The sequence below is a fragment of the Serratia sp. KG1D genome (genome assembly GCF_037150675.1).
In the GTDB taxonomy this organism is placed as follows: domain Bacteria; phylum Pseudomonadota; class Gammaproteobacteria; order Enterobacterales; family Enterobacteriaceae; genus Serratia; species Serratia nematodiphila.
In genome coordinates this window covers 2293459-2306898 of sequence record NZ_JBAGIH010000001.1, presented here as the reverse complement: position 1 = coordinate 2306898, position 13440 = coordinate 2293459, and the positions used below count along the sequence as shown (strand labels likewise).

The 13440-nt window shown below is 60.0% G+C and carries 16 protein-coding genes; 3 read left to right on the top strand and 13 right to left on the bottom strand.

All coding sequences use genetic code 11. The annotated features are described in order from the left end of the window. Window positions 1–66: 66 nt before the first annotated feature. Window positions 67–246, bottom strand: coding sequence for a hypothetical protein (locus WFM45_RS11245; RefSeq protein ID WP_004935085.1), 180 nt, complete (start codon window positions 244–246; stop codon window positions 67–69). Between the two features lie 95 nt (window positions 247–341). Beyond that, window positions 342–1451 (bottom strand): YbdK family carboxylate-amine ligase, encoded by a 1110-nt coding sequence (locus WFM45_RS11240; RefSeq protein WP_004935083.1) that lies wholly within the window; start codon window positions 1449–1451, stop codon window positions 342–344. A 151-nt stretch (window positions 1452–1602) separates the two neighbouring features. On the opposite strand from WFM45_RS11240, the gene WFM45_RS11235 reads away from it, so the two are divergent. From WFM45_RS11235 to arsC, 3 genes are all read left to right on the top strand, one after another. Continuing rightward, window positions 1603–1929, top strand: coding sequence for a metalloregulator ArsR/SmtB family transcription factor (locus WFM45_RS11235; protein WP_033632700.1), 327 nt, complete (start codon window positions 1603–1605; stop codon window positions 1927–1929). 69 nt (window positions 1930–1998) lie between these two features. After that, window positions 1999–3288: an arsenic transporter gene (locus WFM45_RS11230; protein WP_004935077.1), complete on the top strand. Its 1290-nt coding sequence runs from the start codon at window positions 1999–2001 to the stop codon at window positions 3286–3288. 14 nt (window positions 3289–3302) lie between these two features. After that, window positions 3303–3734: a glutaredoxin-dependent arsenate reductase gene (gene arsC / locus WFM45_RS11225; RefSeq protein WP_033632701.1), complete on the top strand. Its 432-nt coding sequence runs from the start codon at window positions 3303–3305 to the stop codon at window positions 3732–3734. A 22-nt stretch (window positions 3735–3756) separates the two neighbouring features. On the opposite strand, the gene benD is transcribed toward arsC, so the two are convergent. The 11 genes from benD to WFM45_RS11170 all read right to left on the bottom strand — a co-directional run bounded on the left by benD (window position 3757) and on the right by WFM45_RS11170 (window position 13316). Beyond that, entirely contained in the window at window positions 3757–4539 is a 783-nt protein-coding gene (benD, locus tag WFM45_RS11220; RefSeq protein WP_060559844.1) for a benzoate diol dehydrogenase BenD, read from the bottom strand. Window positions 4540–4541: 2 nt separating this feature from the next. Continuing rightward, a complete protein-coding gene (benC, locus tag WFM45_RS11215; RefSeq protein WP_336955583.1) occupies window positions 4542–5567 on the bottom strand; it encodes a benzoate 1,2-dioxygenase electron transfer component BenC in 1026 nt (341 codons plus the stop codon). 15 nt (window positions 5568–5582) lie between these two features. Further along, window positions 5583–6080 (bottom strand): benzoate 1,2-dioxygenase small subunit, encoded by a 498-nt coding sequence (gene benB, locus WFM45_RS11210; RefSeq protein WP_033632703.1) that lies wholly within the window; start codon window positions 6078–6080, stop codon window positions 5583–5585. After that, window positions 6077–7441: a Rieske 2Fe-2S domain-containing protein gene (locus tag WFM45_RS11205; protein ID WP_261438165.1), complete on the bottom strand. Its 1365-nt coding sequence runs from the start codon at window positions 7439–7441 to the stop codon at window positions 6077–6079. The genes benB and WFM45_RS11205 overlap by 4 nt, the downstream gene beginning before the upstream one ends. A 107-nt stretch (window positions 7442–7548) precedes the next feature. After that, the gene (catA, locus tag WFM45_RS11200; RefSeq protein WP_021505768.1) at window positions 7549–8478 is read right to left on the bottom strand and encodes a catechol 1,2-dioxygenase; all 930 of its coding nucleotides are present in this window, start codon (window positions 8476–8478) and stop codon (window positions 7549–7551) included. Window positions 8479–8561: 83 nt separating this feature from the next. Further along, entirely contained in the window at window positions 8562–8852 is a 291-nt protein-coding gene (catC, locus tag WFM45_RS11195) for a muconolactone Delta-isomerase (protein WP_015378320.1), read from the bottom strand. Between the two features lie 17 nt (window positions 8853–8869). Beyond that, window positions 8870–9985 (bottom strand): muconate cycloisomerase family protein, encoded by a 1116-nt coding sequence (locus tag WFM45_RS11190; RefSeq protein WP_336955579.1) that lies wholly within the window; start codon window positions 9983–9985, stop codon window positions 8870–8872. 3 nt (window positions 9986–9988) lie between these two features. Beyond that, window positions 9989–10750, bottom strand: coding sequence for a 3-oxoadipate enol-lactonase (gene pcaD, locus WFM45_RS11185; RefSeq protein WP_336955577.1), 762 nt, complete (start codon window positions 10748–10750; stop codon window positions 9989–9991). Window positions 10751–10758: 8 nt separating this feature from the next. After that, window positions 10759–11961 carry a 3-oxoadipyl-CoA thiolase gene (gene pcaF / locus WFM45_RS11180; RefSeq protein ID WP_015378317.1) on the bottom strand — a complete coding sequence of 401 codons (1203 nt, stop codon included), beginning with the start codon at window positions 11959–11961 and terminating at the stop codon, window positions 10759–10761. Then, window positions 11939–12619, bottom strand: coding sequence for a 3-oxoacid CoA-transferase subunit B (locus tag WFM45_RS11175; RefSeq protein WP_033632707.1), 681 nt, complete (start codon window positions 12617–12619; stop codon window positions 11939–11941). The genes pcaF and WFM45_RS11175 overlap by 23 nt, the downstream gene beginning before the upstream one ends. Window positions 12620–12629: 10 nt before the next feature. Beyond that, the gene (locus WFM45_RS11170; protein WP_021505764.1) at window positions 12630–13316 is read right to left on the bottom strand and encodes a 3-oxoacid CoA-transferase subunit A; all 687 of its coding nucleotides are present in this window, start codon (window positions 13314–13316) and stop codon (window positions 12630–12632) included. Between the last annotated feature and the right edge of the window lie 124 nt (window positions 13317–13440).

Below are 13440 nucleotides of genomic sequence, written 5' to 3'. Positions count from 1 at the left end.
GGAATGCGCGGGCCTGCCAGGCTCGCCACCGGCGGCGTAGAGGGAAAATGGCCGGCAACCGGCTGTTCAGAAGCTTTTAACCAGCACGTCACGCGGCATTTCGCTGCCGTGTTTCAGCAGATGCTCAAACGATCGCTCGCTGCTTTTCAGCTGCTGCAAAAACTCCTGCGGCGACAGATCGTGCTTTTTGCCGCTCATGTAAGCCAGCGCCAGTTCTTTTGCCTGATAGCGGGAGAAGTTGTACATGGTGTCCTCGATACGGTGAATGTCAGTGCTCACGATTGTAGCGAAAGAGCACATAATGAACAGCCGCTTTGGCGTATGGAATCGATAGCCGAAACTTAACTTGCCGGTTGCAACAGCTCATCGCACAGGCGTTTGATGACCTGAGCTTGCGGCAGGCCGTTGTGCAACATCTGGCGGATATGCTCCGAATCGCTGATGCCCTGGCGGACATGGCGCTCGACGGCCTGCAGCAGGGCACGATCCTCCCGTCGCTCGGCAAAACCGCTCAGCGCTTCGAGAGTGTGCAGGATGTGGGCGGTCAGGCTGCTGCGGCGCAGCGTCGCGGGATCGACGTATTCGGCGGCAAAGCCGCTGCGATAGGCGTTGATCTTGTTGTAATTGGTGAAGGCATCGTATTCCGGCGCGATCGGTGAGCGGTGCTGCAACAGAAAATCGGCCAGCAGGCGGCAGTAACCGACCAGCAGCACGGCGTGGGTGAGGCGCAGCGGCGTATCGCAGATGCGGATCTCTACCGTGCCCAGCTCCGGTTTTGGCCGCGCATCCCAGTAAATATCCTTGACGCTTTCAATCACGCCTGCGGCATTCAACCGTTCGTAGTAGGCGTTGAATTCATGCCAGCTGTAGATGTGTTCCAGGCATCCGTAGTTGGGGAAGGAGTTCTGGGCGCTGAAGCGGGAACTGGCAAAGCACGTGTCGACCCCCTGATACAGCGGCGACGAGGCGCTGAGCGCGATCAACTGCGGAAAGTAGGGCGTCAGCGCATGGCACAGGTACATCGCTTCGTCCCCGTCGTTGACGCCGAGGTGAATGTGTTGGCCGAACACGCAGGCCAGCTTGGAGAGATAGCCAAAACGGCTGGCCAGCTGCCTGTAGCGCGCGTTGTCGCTGATGACCTGCTTGCGCCAGTCGTTGCTCAGGTGGCGGCCACCGCCGCAGACGTCACAGCCCAGGCGCTGCGCGCTGCGTCGGACGGTATGGGTCAGGGCGCGCAGCTCGGTGTGCAGCTCATCGAGATCGCGGTGCACCGAGCTGTTCAGCTCCACCATCGATTTGGTGAGCTCATGCTTGACGCGCCGGCGGTCGCCGACCGCGCTGACCACCCGATCGGCTCGATCCGTAAGGTCGTAGTGCTCGGCATCGACCAGCTGTAACTCTATTTCGGTGCCGATGGAGAGCCTTTCCGAACGTTTGAATGTGAGCGGCATGGTACCTCCTTCCTGCAAGAACGGCATAAAGATAAGTATATGTCTCGGTGAGGAGGGCAACGTTTTGCATTTTATATTTGTTTTTTCGCATGTGAGGCTGGTATCTTCACGAGCGAGTTGTAGTGAAGAGAAAGGTTAACGGGAGTGTGACATGTCGTCATTGACGCCGCTGAAGCTGTTTAAAAACCTGTCTGACGAGACGCGTCTGACCTTGGTGCTGCTGTTGCGCCACGCCGGTGAACTGTGCGTGTGCGAGCTGTCGGGCGCACTGGCGCTGCCGCAACCCAAGATTTCAAGGCATCTGGCGATGCTGCGTGAAAGCGGGCTGCTGCTCGATCGGCGCGAGGGTAAATGGATACATTATCGCCTGTCGCCGCATATGCCGGCCTGGGCGGCGGCGATTATTGAGCAGGCTTATCAGTGCCGGCCAGAACAGATGACGGAGTTAGCGCAACGCGTGGCGAAAGGTTGCCCGTAACGGTAAAAAATTTACGCAAACACATATGAAAAATCGAATATGTAAACTTAAAGGGGCGGAAGGACAGCGATGATAGTGGCAGGGGCGATCTTTATTCTGACGTTGATCTTGGTCATCTGGCAACCGAAGGGGCTGGGTATTGGCTGGAGTGCGTCGATCGGGGCGGGATTGGCATTATTGAGCGGCGTGGTGCACGTCGGCGACATCCCCGTGGTATGGCAGATAGTATGGAATGCGACTGCGACCTTTATCGCCGTCATCATCATCAGCCTGTTGCTGGATGAAAGCGGCTTTTTTGCCTGGGCCGCCTTGCACGTCGCGCGCTGGGGCAACGGCAAGGGCCGCTGGCTGTTTACCTATATGCTCCTGTTGGGCGCGGCGGTGGCGGCGCTGTTCGCCAATGACGGCGCCGCGTTAATCCTCACGCCGATCGTGATCGCCATGCTGTCGGCGCTCGGTTTTCGTCCTGCGGCGGTGCTGGCTTTCGTCATGGCGGCGGGCTTTATCGCCGATACCGCCAGCCTGCCGCTGGTGGTGTCCAACCTGGTGAATATCGTTTCGGCGGATTTCTTCCACTTGGGCTTTACGGAGTATGCGGCGGTGATGGTGCCGGTCAACCTCGTCGCCGTGGCGGCGACGCTGGTGATGTTGCATTTGTTCTTCCGCAAGGATATTCCGCCGGGCTACGCGTTGACGCGTTTACCGGTACCGCGGGAAGCGATCCGCGATCGCGCGACGTTTCGAGCCGGTTGGGCGGTATTGGCGCTGTTGCTGATCGGCTTTTTCGCCCTGGAACCGCTCGGCGTGCCGGTGAGTTTGGTCGCCGCCTGCGGCGCGCTGGTGCTGCTGGCGGTAGCGAAACGCGGGCGGGCGATCGATACCGGCAAAGTGCTGCGCGGGGCGCCCTGGCAGATCGTGATTTTCTCGCTGGGTATGTATCTGGTGGTCTATGGGCTGCGCAATGCCGGCCTGACCGATCTGCTGTCCGGCGTGCTGGATGCGCTGGCGCGGCAGGGGCTGTGGGCGGCGACGCTCGGCACCGGCTTCCTGAGCGCGTTTCTCTCTTCCGTCATGAATAACATGCCGACGGTGCTGGTAGGGGCGTTGTCGATCGACGGCAGCAGCGCGGAAGGCGTCATCAGGCAGGCGATGATTTACGCTAACGTCATCGGCAGCGATCTCGGCCCCAAAATCACCCCGATCGGCAGCCTGGCCACGTTGCTGTGGCTGCATGTGTTGGCAAGGAAAAACATCGTCATTACCTGGGGCTATTATTTCCGCGTGGGACTGGTGATGACGCTGCCAATTCTGTTCGTCACCCTGGCCGCGCTGGTGCTGCGGCTGTCCGTTTTGCCATAACCGGAGCAACTGACATGAGCGACATCAAAATTTATCACAACCCGGCCTGCGGCACGTCGCGTAATACGTTGGCGCTGATCCGCAACAGCGGCGCTGAGCCGGAGGTGATTCTGTATCTGGAAACGCCCCCCAGCCGCGAACGGTTGATTGCGTTGCTGGCCGACATGAACATGACGCCGCGCGCGTTGTTGCGTAAAAACGTCGAGCCTTACGCCGAGCTGCGGCTGGACGACGGCGCCTGGAGCGACGATCAACTTATCGACTTCATGGTGCAACAGCCGCTCCTGATCAATCGCCCCATCGTGGTGACGCCGCTTGGCACGCGCCTGTGCCGTCCGTCGGAGGCGGTGTTGGAGATTCTGCCGGATCCGCAGCGCGGCGCCTTCAGCAAAGAGGACGGCGAGCCGGTGATCGACGCGCAGGGCCGCAGGATAACCAAAGGCTGATCGCTGCGGCCCTGCGCCTGTTTCATCCCAAATCGCCGCCGGCGACCGGCAGCACCGTTCCGTTAATGTAACTGGCTTCGGCGCTGGCGAGGAACAGAATAGCGGCGGCTTGTTCATCGACGCTGCCGTAGCGGTGCATCAGACTGCTGTCGAGCGTTTGCTCAACCACCTGTCGATACCACCGTTCCTCCTGCTGCGTCGGGGATTCGCGGTTGCGTGGCGTCAGCCGCGGCGGCGCTTCGGTGCCGCCCGGCGCCGTCGCGTTGATGCGAATGCCGGCTCCAGCGTATTCAAAGGCCAGTGACTGGGTCAGGGCATTGACGCCGCCTTTGGCTGCGGAGTAGGGAACGCGATTGACGCCGCGCGTGGCGACCGAAGAAACGTTGACGATCACTCCGCTCCCCTGCGCCAGCATATGCGGCAACGCGGCGCGGCAACCCCATAGCGTCGGGAACAGCGAGCGCCGAATCTCCGCCTCAATCTGTTGCGGCGCATAGTCGGCAAATGGTCGCGCCCAGATGGTGCCGCCCACATTGTTCACCATAATATCCACGCGCCCAAAGTGCTGTTGCACCTGATCCAGCGCCTCGCGTGCTTCTTCCCAGTGCTCCAAATCGGCCTGCAGGGCGATGATATCGGTGCCGCGCTCGCGTAAAACGGCTACGACCTCCTCCAGATAGGGGGAGCGATCGATCAGCGCCAAACTCGCCCCTTCCCGAGCCGCGCGTTCGGCCACCGCTTTGCCGATGCCTTGAGCGGCACCGGTTATCGCCATTACCTGGCCGCTGAAACGTGACTTATCCATGGTCAACTCCTCTGATCGGCCTGGCTGGGGGCGAACTTCTCATAATGGAAGCTATTCGGGATAAAGGCGCGTCGCTGGAAATCGCCAAGCACCGCTTCCACCATCGGCGGCGGCCCGCACAGGTACACGTCCAGATCGCCGTCGTTGAGCAGATTTTCGTCGAGGTGCTGCGTGACGTAGCCCTTGTGCGGCGACAGCGACGCTTCGCTGGCCACGCAGGTCAGGTAGCTGAAATTCGGCAGACGCCGGCGATAGCTTTCCAGCTGTTCCAGCTTGACCAGATCGTGGTCATGGGTGACGCCGTAGATCAGATGCACCGGCTGTTTGCTGCCGCCGAGTGCCAGATGTTCCAGCATGGAAAGGAACGGCGCCAGCCCGGTGCCGCCGGCCAGAAATAACATTGGCCGTACCGGCGTGCGCAAATAGAAACTGCCCTGCGGGCCGCGCAGACGGATCGCGTCGCCGGGTCTCGCCTGTTCAGTCAGATAACGGCTCATTATGCCGCCGGGCACGTTACGCAGCAGAAAAGAGAGTTGCCGGCTGCCGGGCGGCGAACTGAACGAATAGGCGCGGCTGACCACGCTACCGGGAACGTCGATATTCACATATTGTCCCGGCAGGAACGCGATGCCCCGCTCATCATCCAGCGTCAGGCAGAACTCGATGGCGCTGTCCGACAGGGCGGTGGCGGAGGTGACGGTGGCGGTAAACATTTCGCTGGCGGTTTTACACATCGTCGAGGGCATCGGCACCTCAATGACGCAGTCCGAGAGCGGCACCATCTGACAGGTCAATACCCGCCGCTGTGCGGCTTCCTGCTCTGACAGCGCCTCTTCCAGGTAGTCATCGCCCAACTGATACTCTCCTTGCTCACAGTGGCATTTACAGGTGCCGCATACGCCGTCCGAGCAGTCCATCGGCAGGTTGATCTTTTGTCGGTAGGCGGCGTCGAGTACTCTTTCATTCGGATTGCATTGAATAAAGCGGCTGACACCGTCTTCAAAATTAAGGGCAACGGTAAAAGACATACCTCACCTCCTGTATTAAAGATGATAAATATCAATAACATGATTGATATAGTCATTATCCAGACGAATTTTTTTGCGCTTAATTTGCAGCGCATCCCCGGTAAGATCTATCCACAAACGGGTTGAGCCGAAATAAGTGTCCGTGTGGTTGTAGCGGTGATAGAAGGTGGCCCAGTGGTAGTTCACCTCGGCCTGTTCCGCGCCGGAGGATAACAGCTCCACATTGCTGATAAGATGCACCGTACGCGGCTCCGGCATGCTGCTGGCGGCTGAGCGTTCGGTTTTTATGCGGTAAACGCGATCTTCCAGGCCTTCGCGATTGGCGTAATAAATCAGCGAAATCTCGCTGTGGGGATCCGTCGTCTGGCGATCGTCGTCAGCCCAGGCCGGCATCCAATATTCGACCTGCGGATGGTAGCAGGCCAGCCAGTCATCCCACTGCCGGTCATCCAGCAGGCGTGCTTCGCGGTACAGAAATTGTTCCACCCGCTGTTGCAGGTTACATGTACTCATTGCGCCACCTCGTCGTTTCGTTGCTGGCGCTCCAGCTGGCGCAGCAGAATGTTTTGCCAATGATGATGCTGACTGAGATACAGGGCTTCATCTTCCGGGCGGGGGCCGGTCATGTCAGGCACGATCCCCAGCGCTTTGGCGTTGTCGTCAGCCTGGCCCTCCAGCCAGCGGGTAGCGCCGCGGCTCAGATCGCTCCAGGGCATGTTGCCGGCGTTGAACCCCAGCTGGCAGGCGCGGAATTCCTCCAGGTCGTCCGGCGTACCCATGCCGCTGACGTTGAAGAAATCCTCATACTGACGAATGCGCAAGGCTCGCTCGTCGGCGTTTTCGCCCTTCGGCGCAAAGCAGAATACGGTCACTTCGGTTTTATTGACGGCAATCGGGCGCACTACGCGCAACTGGCTGGAAAGCTGGTCCATGATGTACAGATTGGGGTAAAGGCACAGGTTGCGGGTTTGGTTCACCATCAGGTCGGCACGGTGTGCGCCGAACGCGTCGTTCAAACGGGTGAAGTGCCGATAAATGGGGCGCGACTCCGGGTTCAGCACCCGGGTCCACAACAGCAGATGACCATTCTTGAAGCCATAGGCGCCGCCGTCGTTTTTTGATGACCAGCAGTTGGCGTCCATGGTTTGGATGCCGCTGGCGGCATCCCGATGCGCCATGGTGGAGACATAGTTCCAGTGCACCACGCTGACGTGGTAACCGTCCGCACCATTCTCCATCTGCAGTTTCCAGTTGCCGTCGAAGGTGTAGGAGGATGAGCCGCGCAGAACTTCCAGCCCGCTCTCAGCCTGATCGATGATGAGATCGAGGATCTGCCGCGTTTCGCCCAAATAGTCCTCCAGCGGTTGCACCTCATCACTCAGGCTGCCGAACAGAAATCCGCGATAAGACTCAAAACGCGGCAGCTGCTTCACATCATGTGAGCCGTCCTGCTTGAAACAGGGAGGATAAGCGCCGGTTTTCTCGTCCTTGGCTTTCAGCAGGTGGCCGGCGTTATTGAAGGTCCAGCCGTGGAAGGGGCAGGTGAAGGTACTTTTATTGCCGGCCTTGCGGCTGGCCAACATCGCGCCACGGTGCGAGCAACTATTGATCATGGCATGCAGCCGCATGTCTTTGTCGCGCGTGATGATCACCGGCTGACGCCCAATGGTGAGCGTGTAATAATCGCCTGAGTTGGCGATTTGGCTTTCATGCGCCAGATAAATCCAATTGCCTTCGAAAATGGCTTTCATTTCGAGTTCAAACAGCGCCTCATCGGTAAAAATACCGCGATTGCACTGATATATGCCATTTTCTTTATCAATAATTAAAGCGTGATTTATTTTTTCTTTCAGCTTGGATATTGTCGGATTCAATAATGAATGCATATTCATGGCCTCATAGAAAATGGATAGACGGGGCGGTGGGCAATCAATAACCGATTGCCCGTTATTAGCGTCGCTATTCTTTTGTGCGAAAAATATTAATCTTGCAGCGCGCGAGGGCGATTTATTCTGTTCTGTTCGATGCGATCCGCCGCGGCATAAAGCGTAAAATCAAACTGCACTTCGGTATGCGGGCCGGGCAGATCGCGTTTTGCCGCCAGCGCCGGATCGGTGATTTTCACCGGGTTGGCGATCAGCTCATCGCGGGTAGCGAAAGCGAAGTCATCCCACAGATAACGGTCGCCATTGAGATTGATTTGCGTCGTCAGGTGTTTATGCGCCGGTGCGGAGACGAAGAAATGAATATGCGCCGGACGGTTGCCGTGGCGCCCCAGTCGATTGAGCAAAGCCTGGGTGGGCCCGTCGGGTGGACAGCCGTAGCCCGACGGCACGATGCTGCGCGCCGCGTAGCGGCCATCTGCGTCGGTGGTTATCCGCCGGCGCAGGTTGAAGCCGCTCTGCGATTTATCGAAGAAAGAGTAGTTGCCCAACGTGTTGGCGTGCCAAATATCAACCACCGCCCCCGCCAGCGGCTTGCCGTCGGCGCCTTTGACCTGGCCGTGCAGCCACATCACCTCGCCGTCGTCGTCGCCGTCATCCATCCGCGCGAAGCCGGCGCTCACTGGCGCATTGGCCACATACAGCGGCCCCTCGATGGTGCGTGGCGTACCGCCGCTCAGCCCTTGTTGGCGCTCGCGCTCGTCGTCGCGCAGATCGAGGTAGTGTTCCAGCCCCAAGCCGGCGGCCAGGAGCGCCGCCTCTTGACGTTCGCCCAAGACGTGCAGATAGTTGATCGCCTGCCAGAATTCTTCAGGGGAAATATCATAGCGATCGATGAGCTGACAAATATCGCCCAGCAGATGATGCATGATTTTTTTGAAACGCGGATCACCGTTGTCATTAGTAAAACCGCTGCTGATTTCCAGCAATTTGATAATGTCTTGACGTTGATTGAAGGATATAGACATTGCGAATTCCTCATTGCTTATAATGTAGGTTATACAGAGAACAGGAATTAACAGCTAACCTTGCGGGTTATTATCCCGGTATTTTATTTGTCATCGTCGCGGATCGATGACGGGTGTCGGCATAACGCCGTTACGCGAATTTTCATATAAGGGTAAAGCGGCAGGGCGAATAACAGCTCGTGCAGCTCGGCATTGCTTTCCACATCGAAAATGCTGACATTGGCGTAGCTACCGGCTACGCGCCAAAGATGTCGCCATTTTCCGCTCGCCTGCAGGGTTTGCGAATATGCTTTTTCGCGCGTTTTTATTTCGTCGGCGAGCGCTTTAGGCATATCGAGCGGTAATTTCACGACCATTTCAACTTTGAATAGCATGGCGTAGTCCCTCGTGGTTATTTGCGTCGATAAAAGCGCAGTTTGTCTTCATCGATATCGACCCCCAGGCCCGGGCCTGACGGCAGACTGACGTGACCGTTGGCGAAACGCAGCGGCGTGGTGACCACGTCGTCTTTCAGCAACAGCGGGCCGAACATCTCGCTGCCCCAGTCCAGCTTCAGCGTCGACCAGGCGTGCAGCGAGGCGACGGTGCCCAGCGTGCCTTCCAGCATGGTGCCGCCATAGACGCCGACTCCGCCGACCTGTGCGACCTGCGCCAGTTTCAGCGCCTGCGCCGGGCCGCCGGCCTTGGCTATCTTCAGCGCGTAGGCGCCGGTAAAGCCGCCCGCAGCCAATGCATAACCGTCGTGAGCGTCGGCCACCGCTTCGTCGGCCAGGATCGGCAGAGTGAAGCGCTGACTGAGCCGGATTAACGCCGTGCGATCCCATTGCGGCACCGGCTGTTCGACCAGATCGATGCCGATCTGCTGCAGCGCCGCCATTCCGCGTACGGCGGTGGCGGCATCCCAGGCCTGGTTAACATCGACGCGAATGCTGATCTCCGGCCCCAGCGCTTGCTTGATAGCCTGGGTGTGGCGCAGATCTTCCTCCAGCGGCCGGGCGCCGATCTTCAACTTGAAGGCGCGATGACGGTCTTCCGCCAACAGGCGTTGCCCTTCGATGATATCTTGCTGCGTATCGCCGCTGGCCAACGTCCACAGCACCGGCAGGGTGTTGCTGAGCGCGCCGCCGAGCAGGGTGCTGACCGGCAGGCCGAGGCGTTTGCCCTGGGCATCGAGAAAGGCGGTTTCCAGCGCCGACTTGGCAAAGGTATTGCCCTGGACCTGGCCATTCATCAACGCAACCAACGGCGCCAGACCGCTGAAGCTTTTGCCGCTCAGCAGCGGCGCGAGGTAGCCGTCGATCGCCGACTTGATCCCCTCCGGGCTTTGCGGGCCGTAGCTCAGCCCGCCGATGGTGGTGGCTTCCCCCCAGCCGATCAGGCCGTCGGCGCAGGTCATGCGCACCAGTGTCAGCGTTTGGCAGCCCATCGTGGCCATCGACAATTTGTGTGGCCGAATAGTGGGAATATCCACCAGCCAGCTGTCGATGCGTTCAATGCGAAGTTCCATGCTTCATTCCTTTTCAGTAAGAAACTCGACAACGCAGCGGTTGAAGAGATCCGGACAGGCGATGTTGGAAATATGCGATGTCGGCAACCGCCGCAGATCGGCGAGTGGCGCATTGACGACTAAAAACTCGGCGTCCGCCACCGTCGTGACCGGATCTTGCTCACCGGCAATCACCCGCATCGGCCGCGTCATCAAGGCAACCTCGGCGCGCAGGTCGGCCTGCGCCAGCGCCTCGCAGCAGGCGGCGTATCCCTGCGGATTACCGGCCGCCAGGGCCGCCACCAGCGCAGCCACCTGCTCGGGGTGGCGCTGCGCGAATGCCGCGCAGAACCAGCGCGCGGGTGAGGCGGCGGCGATCGGCGCCAACCCGTGTTCCCGTACCTGCTGCGCGCGTTGTCGCCAGCCTTCGGCGTCGCCGATGCGGGCGGCGGTATTGGCGACCACCAGCCGTCCGATGCGCTCGGGGTGATAACGACTGAGCCAGAGCCCGGTCAATCCTCCCATCGAAATGCCGCAAAAATGGGCGTTCGGCGCATCCAAATGGTCGAGCAGGGCGATGACGTCTTCAGCCAACTGCTGCAGTTGCAGCGGCGCTTTCGCCAACGGGGTGGCTCCGTGGCCGCGCTGGTTGTAGCGCAATAGGCGAAAGCGTTCGGTCAGCGCCGCCAACTGCGGTTGCCACATCTCGAAGGTGGTGCCCAGCGAGTTGGACAGCACCAGTAGCGGTGCGTCGGCCGGGCCGTCGAGGCGATATTCAATATCCATGATTGACCTCATACCCGTTCGATAATCAGTGCAATGCCCTGGCCGACGCCGATGCACATGGTGCACAGCCCGTAGCGCCCGCGCGTTTTTCGCAGTTGCCAGGCGGCGTTCATCACCAGCCGGCCACCGGAGGCGCCCAGAGGATGGCCGAGCGCAATCGCGCCGCCGTTCGGGTTCACCTGCGGCGCATCGTCGCGCAGTCCCAGCTCGCGGGTCACCGCCAGCGCTTGCGCGGCGAAGGCTTCGTTCAGTTCGATCACGTCCATCTGTTCGAGGGTCAGGCCGGCAATATGCAACACTTTGCGCACCGCCGCCGCCGGTGCAAAGCCCATGATCGCCGGTTCGATGCCGGTGACGGCGCTGGCAACGATGCGTGCCATTGGCCGCAGGCCATGGCGAGCCACGCTGCGCTCGCCGGCCAGCAGCAGCGCGCAGGCGCCGTCGTTCAGGCCGGATGCGTTGCCGGCCGTAATGCTGCCCTGCGGGGCGACCACCGGCCTGAGTTTTTCCAGTGCGGCTAAGGTGGTGGCGCGCGGATGTTCGTCCTGGTTGAAGGTCAGCGGCTCGCCTTTCTTCTGCGGGATAAGCACCTCGATCAGTTGGTCGCTGTAAAAGCCGCTTTCCTGTGCGGCGGCGGTGCGTTGCTGGCTGCGCAGGGCGAAGGCGTCCTGATCGCGACGGCTGATACCGAATTGCGACGCCACGTTTTCGGCGGTCTGCGGCATCGTGTCCACGCCGTACAGCGCCTGCATCTGTGGGTTGATAAAACGCCAGCCCATGGTGGTGTCTTCAATCTTCATCGTGCGGCTGAAGGCGCTTTCCGCCTTGCCCATCACATAAGGCGCCCGCGACATGCTTTCCACGCCGCCGGCGATCATCAGCTCGCTCTCGCCGGTTCTGATGGCGCGCGCCGCAGCTGCTACCGCATCCAGGCTGGATCCGCACAGGCGATTGATGGTGCAGCCGGGCACCTGCACCGGCAGGCCGGCGAGCAGCAGCGCCATGCGCGCGACATTGCGGTTGTCTTCCCCCGCCTGATTGGCGCAGCCGAACAACACGTCGTCCACCTGGCTCCAGTCGAGCGTCGGATGGCGTGCCTGCAGCGCTTTCAACGGCAGAGCGGCCAAGTCGTCGGCGCGTATGCCGGCCAGGCTCCCATTGAGGCGACCGAAGGGCGTGCGGACGGCGTCACACAGATAAGCTGGATTCATGGCGCGGTTCCCCGTGTTGAAGGGTGAAAGTCAGTTCGACCGGGGTGACGTCCTGCAGTTGTTGCGGGGTCAGGCCGGCAAATATTTCACGCACCACCAGTCCCTGGGGAGTGACGTCCATCACCGCCAGATCGCTGTAGATGCGGTCGATGCAGCCGACGCCGGTTAACGGATAGCTGCATTGGCGAACGATTTTGCATTCACCCGTTTTGGTCAGGTGTTCGGTCATCACAAACACCTGGCGTGCGCCGATCGCCAGATCCATCGCGCCGCCGACCGCCGGAATCGCCCCCGGTGCGCCAGTGCTCCAGTTCGCCAGATCGCCGCGTTCGGAGACCTGATAGGCGCCCAGCACGCAAATATCCAGGTGGCCGCCGCGCATCATGGCGAAAGAGTCGCCGTGGTGGAAAAAGCAGCCGCCTTTCAGCAGCGTAACCGGTTGTTTGCCGGCATTGATCAATTCCGGGTCCTCTTCGCCCGGCGTTGGCGCCGGGCCCATGCCGAGAATGCCGTTTTCGCTGTGCAGGAAGATCTCTTTATCGGCCGGCAGATAGTTGGCGATCTGGGTTGGAATGCCGATACCGAGATTGACGTAGGCGCCTTCGGGAATATCGCGCGCGATGCGCTCAGCCAGCTGTTGATGGGTCAGTTTGCTCATGATGCGTTCCTTAAGCCGAAAGCTGGGCTGCACGGGGAGAAGAGGGCACCAGACGCTGCACGAAGATGCCGGGCGTGATGATGTTTTCCGGATCCAGTTCGCCCAACGGCACCATATGGTTGACTTCGACGATGGTGCAGTTGGCGGCCATCGCCATAATCGGCCCGAAGTTGCGCCCGGTTTTGTCATAGCGGAGGTTGCCCCAACGGTCGGCTTGTTCAGCCTTGATCAGCGCGAAGTCGGCCTTCAGCGGCAGTTCGAAAACGTATCGGCGGCCGTCGATCTCGCGGGTTTCCTTTCCTTCCGCCAATTGGGTGCCATAGCCGGTCGGGGTATAAAAACCGCCGATCCCGGCGCCGGCGGCCTGGATGCGCGCCGCCAGATTGCCTTGCGGAACCAGCTCCAGCTCCAACTCGCCACGGCGGTAGAGGTCGTCAAACACCCAAGAATCTGCCTGCCGTGGGAAAGAACACACCACTTTGCGCACACAGCCGGCTTTCAGCAGAGCCGCCAGGCCAAAATCGCCGTTACCGGCATTGTTGCTGATCAGCGTAAGCGCGCGTGGCCGGCGACGGATCAGCGCATCCAGCAGTGCGTAGGGCTGCCCGGCCGGACCGAATCCTCCGACCATAAGGGTGGCGCCATCCGGAATATCTGCGACGGCGGCGTCTGCGGACGCCATGCTTTTATCGATCATCAGTTCTCCTCAAGGCTCGGTTAGGACGTTGCGCCAACAACCAGCGGGTTTGAAATTAACCTAGAGGATGAAAAAAGCATCAGCAAGTGCGAATATCAGAACATTGTGCGATTATCGGTGCATT

What these genes read in the sequence shown, in the direction of transcription:
- catC (WP_015378320.1), bottom strand. Translation starts at nt 8,852, where the DNA reads ATGCTATTCAAAGTTGAAATGGTCGTGAAATTACCGCTCGATATGCCT.
- WFM45_RS11230 (WP_004935077.1), top strand. Translation starts at nt 1,999, where the DNA reads ATGATAGTGGCAGGGGCGATCTTTATTCTGACGTTGATCTTGGTCATC.
- pcaD (WP_336955577.1), bottom strand. Translation starts at nt 10,750, where the DNA reads ATGGATATTGAATATCGCCTCGACGGCCCGGCCGACGCACCGCTACTG.
- benB (WP_033632703.1), bottom strand. Translation starts at nt 6,080, where the DNA reads ATGAGTACATGTAACCTGCAACAGCGGGTGGAACAATTTCTGTACCGC.
- WFM45_RS11245 (WP_004935085.1), bottom strand. Translation starts at nt 246, where the DNA reads ATGTACAACTTCTCCCGCTATCAGGCAAAAGAACTGGCGCTGGCTTAC.
- benC (WP_336955583.1), bottom strand. Translation starts at nt 5,567, where the DNA reads ATGTCTTTTACCGTTGCCCTTAATTTTGAAGACGGTGTCAGCCGCTTT.
- WFM45_RS11170 (WP_021505764.1), bottom strand. Translation starts at nt 13,316, where the DNA reads ATGATCGATAAAAGCATGGCGTCCGCAGACGCCGCCGTCGCAGATATT.
- WFM45_RS11235 (WP_033632700.1), top strand. Translation starts at nt 1,603, where the DNA reads ATGTCGTCATTGACGCCGCTGAAGCTGTTTAAAAACCTGTCTGACGAG.
- WFM45_RS11175 (WP_033632707.1), bottom strand. Translation starts at nt 12,619, where the DNA reads ATGAGCAAACTGACCCATCAACAGCTGGCTGAGCGCATCGCGCGCGAT.
- pcaF (WP_015378317.1), bottom strand. Translation starts at nt 11,961, where the DNA reads ATGAATCCAGCTTATCTGTGTGACGCCGTCCGCACGCCCTTCGGTCGC.
- WFM45_RS11190 (WP_336955579.1), bottom strand. Translation starts at nt 9,985, where the DNA reads ATGGAACTTCGCATTGAACGCATCGACAGCTGGCTGGTGGATATTCCC.
- WFM45_RS11240 (WP_004935083.1), bottom strand. Translation starts at nt 1,451, where the DNA reads ATGCCGCTCACATTCAAACGTTCGGAAAGGCTCTCCATCGGCACCGAA.
- arsC (WP_033632701.1), top strand. Translation starts at nt 3,303, where the DNA reads ATGAGCGACATCAAAATTTATCACAACCCGGCCTGCGGCACGTCGCGT.
- benD (WP_060559844.1), bottom strand. Translation starts at nt 4,539, where the DNA reads ATGGATAAGTCACGTTTCAGCGGCCAGGTAATGGCGATAACCGGTGCC.
- catA (WP_021505768.1), bottom strand. Translation starts at nt 8,478, where the DNA reads ATGTCTATATCCTTCAATCAACGTCAAGACATTATCAAATTGCTGGAA.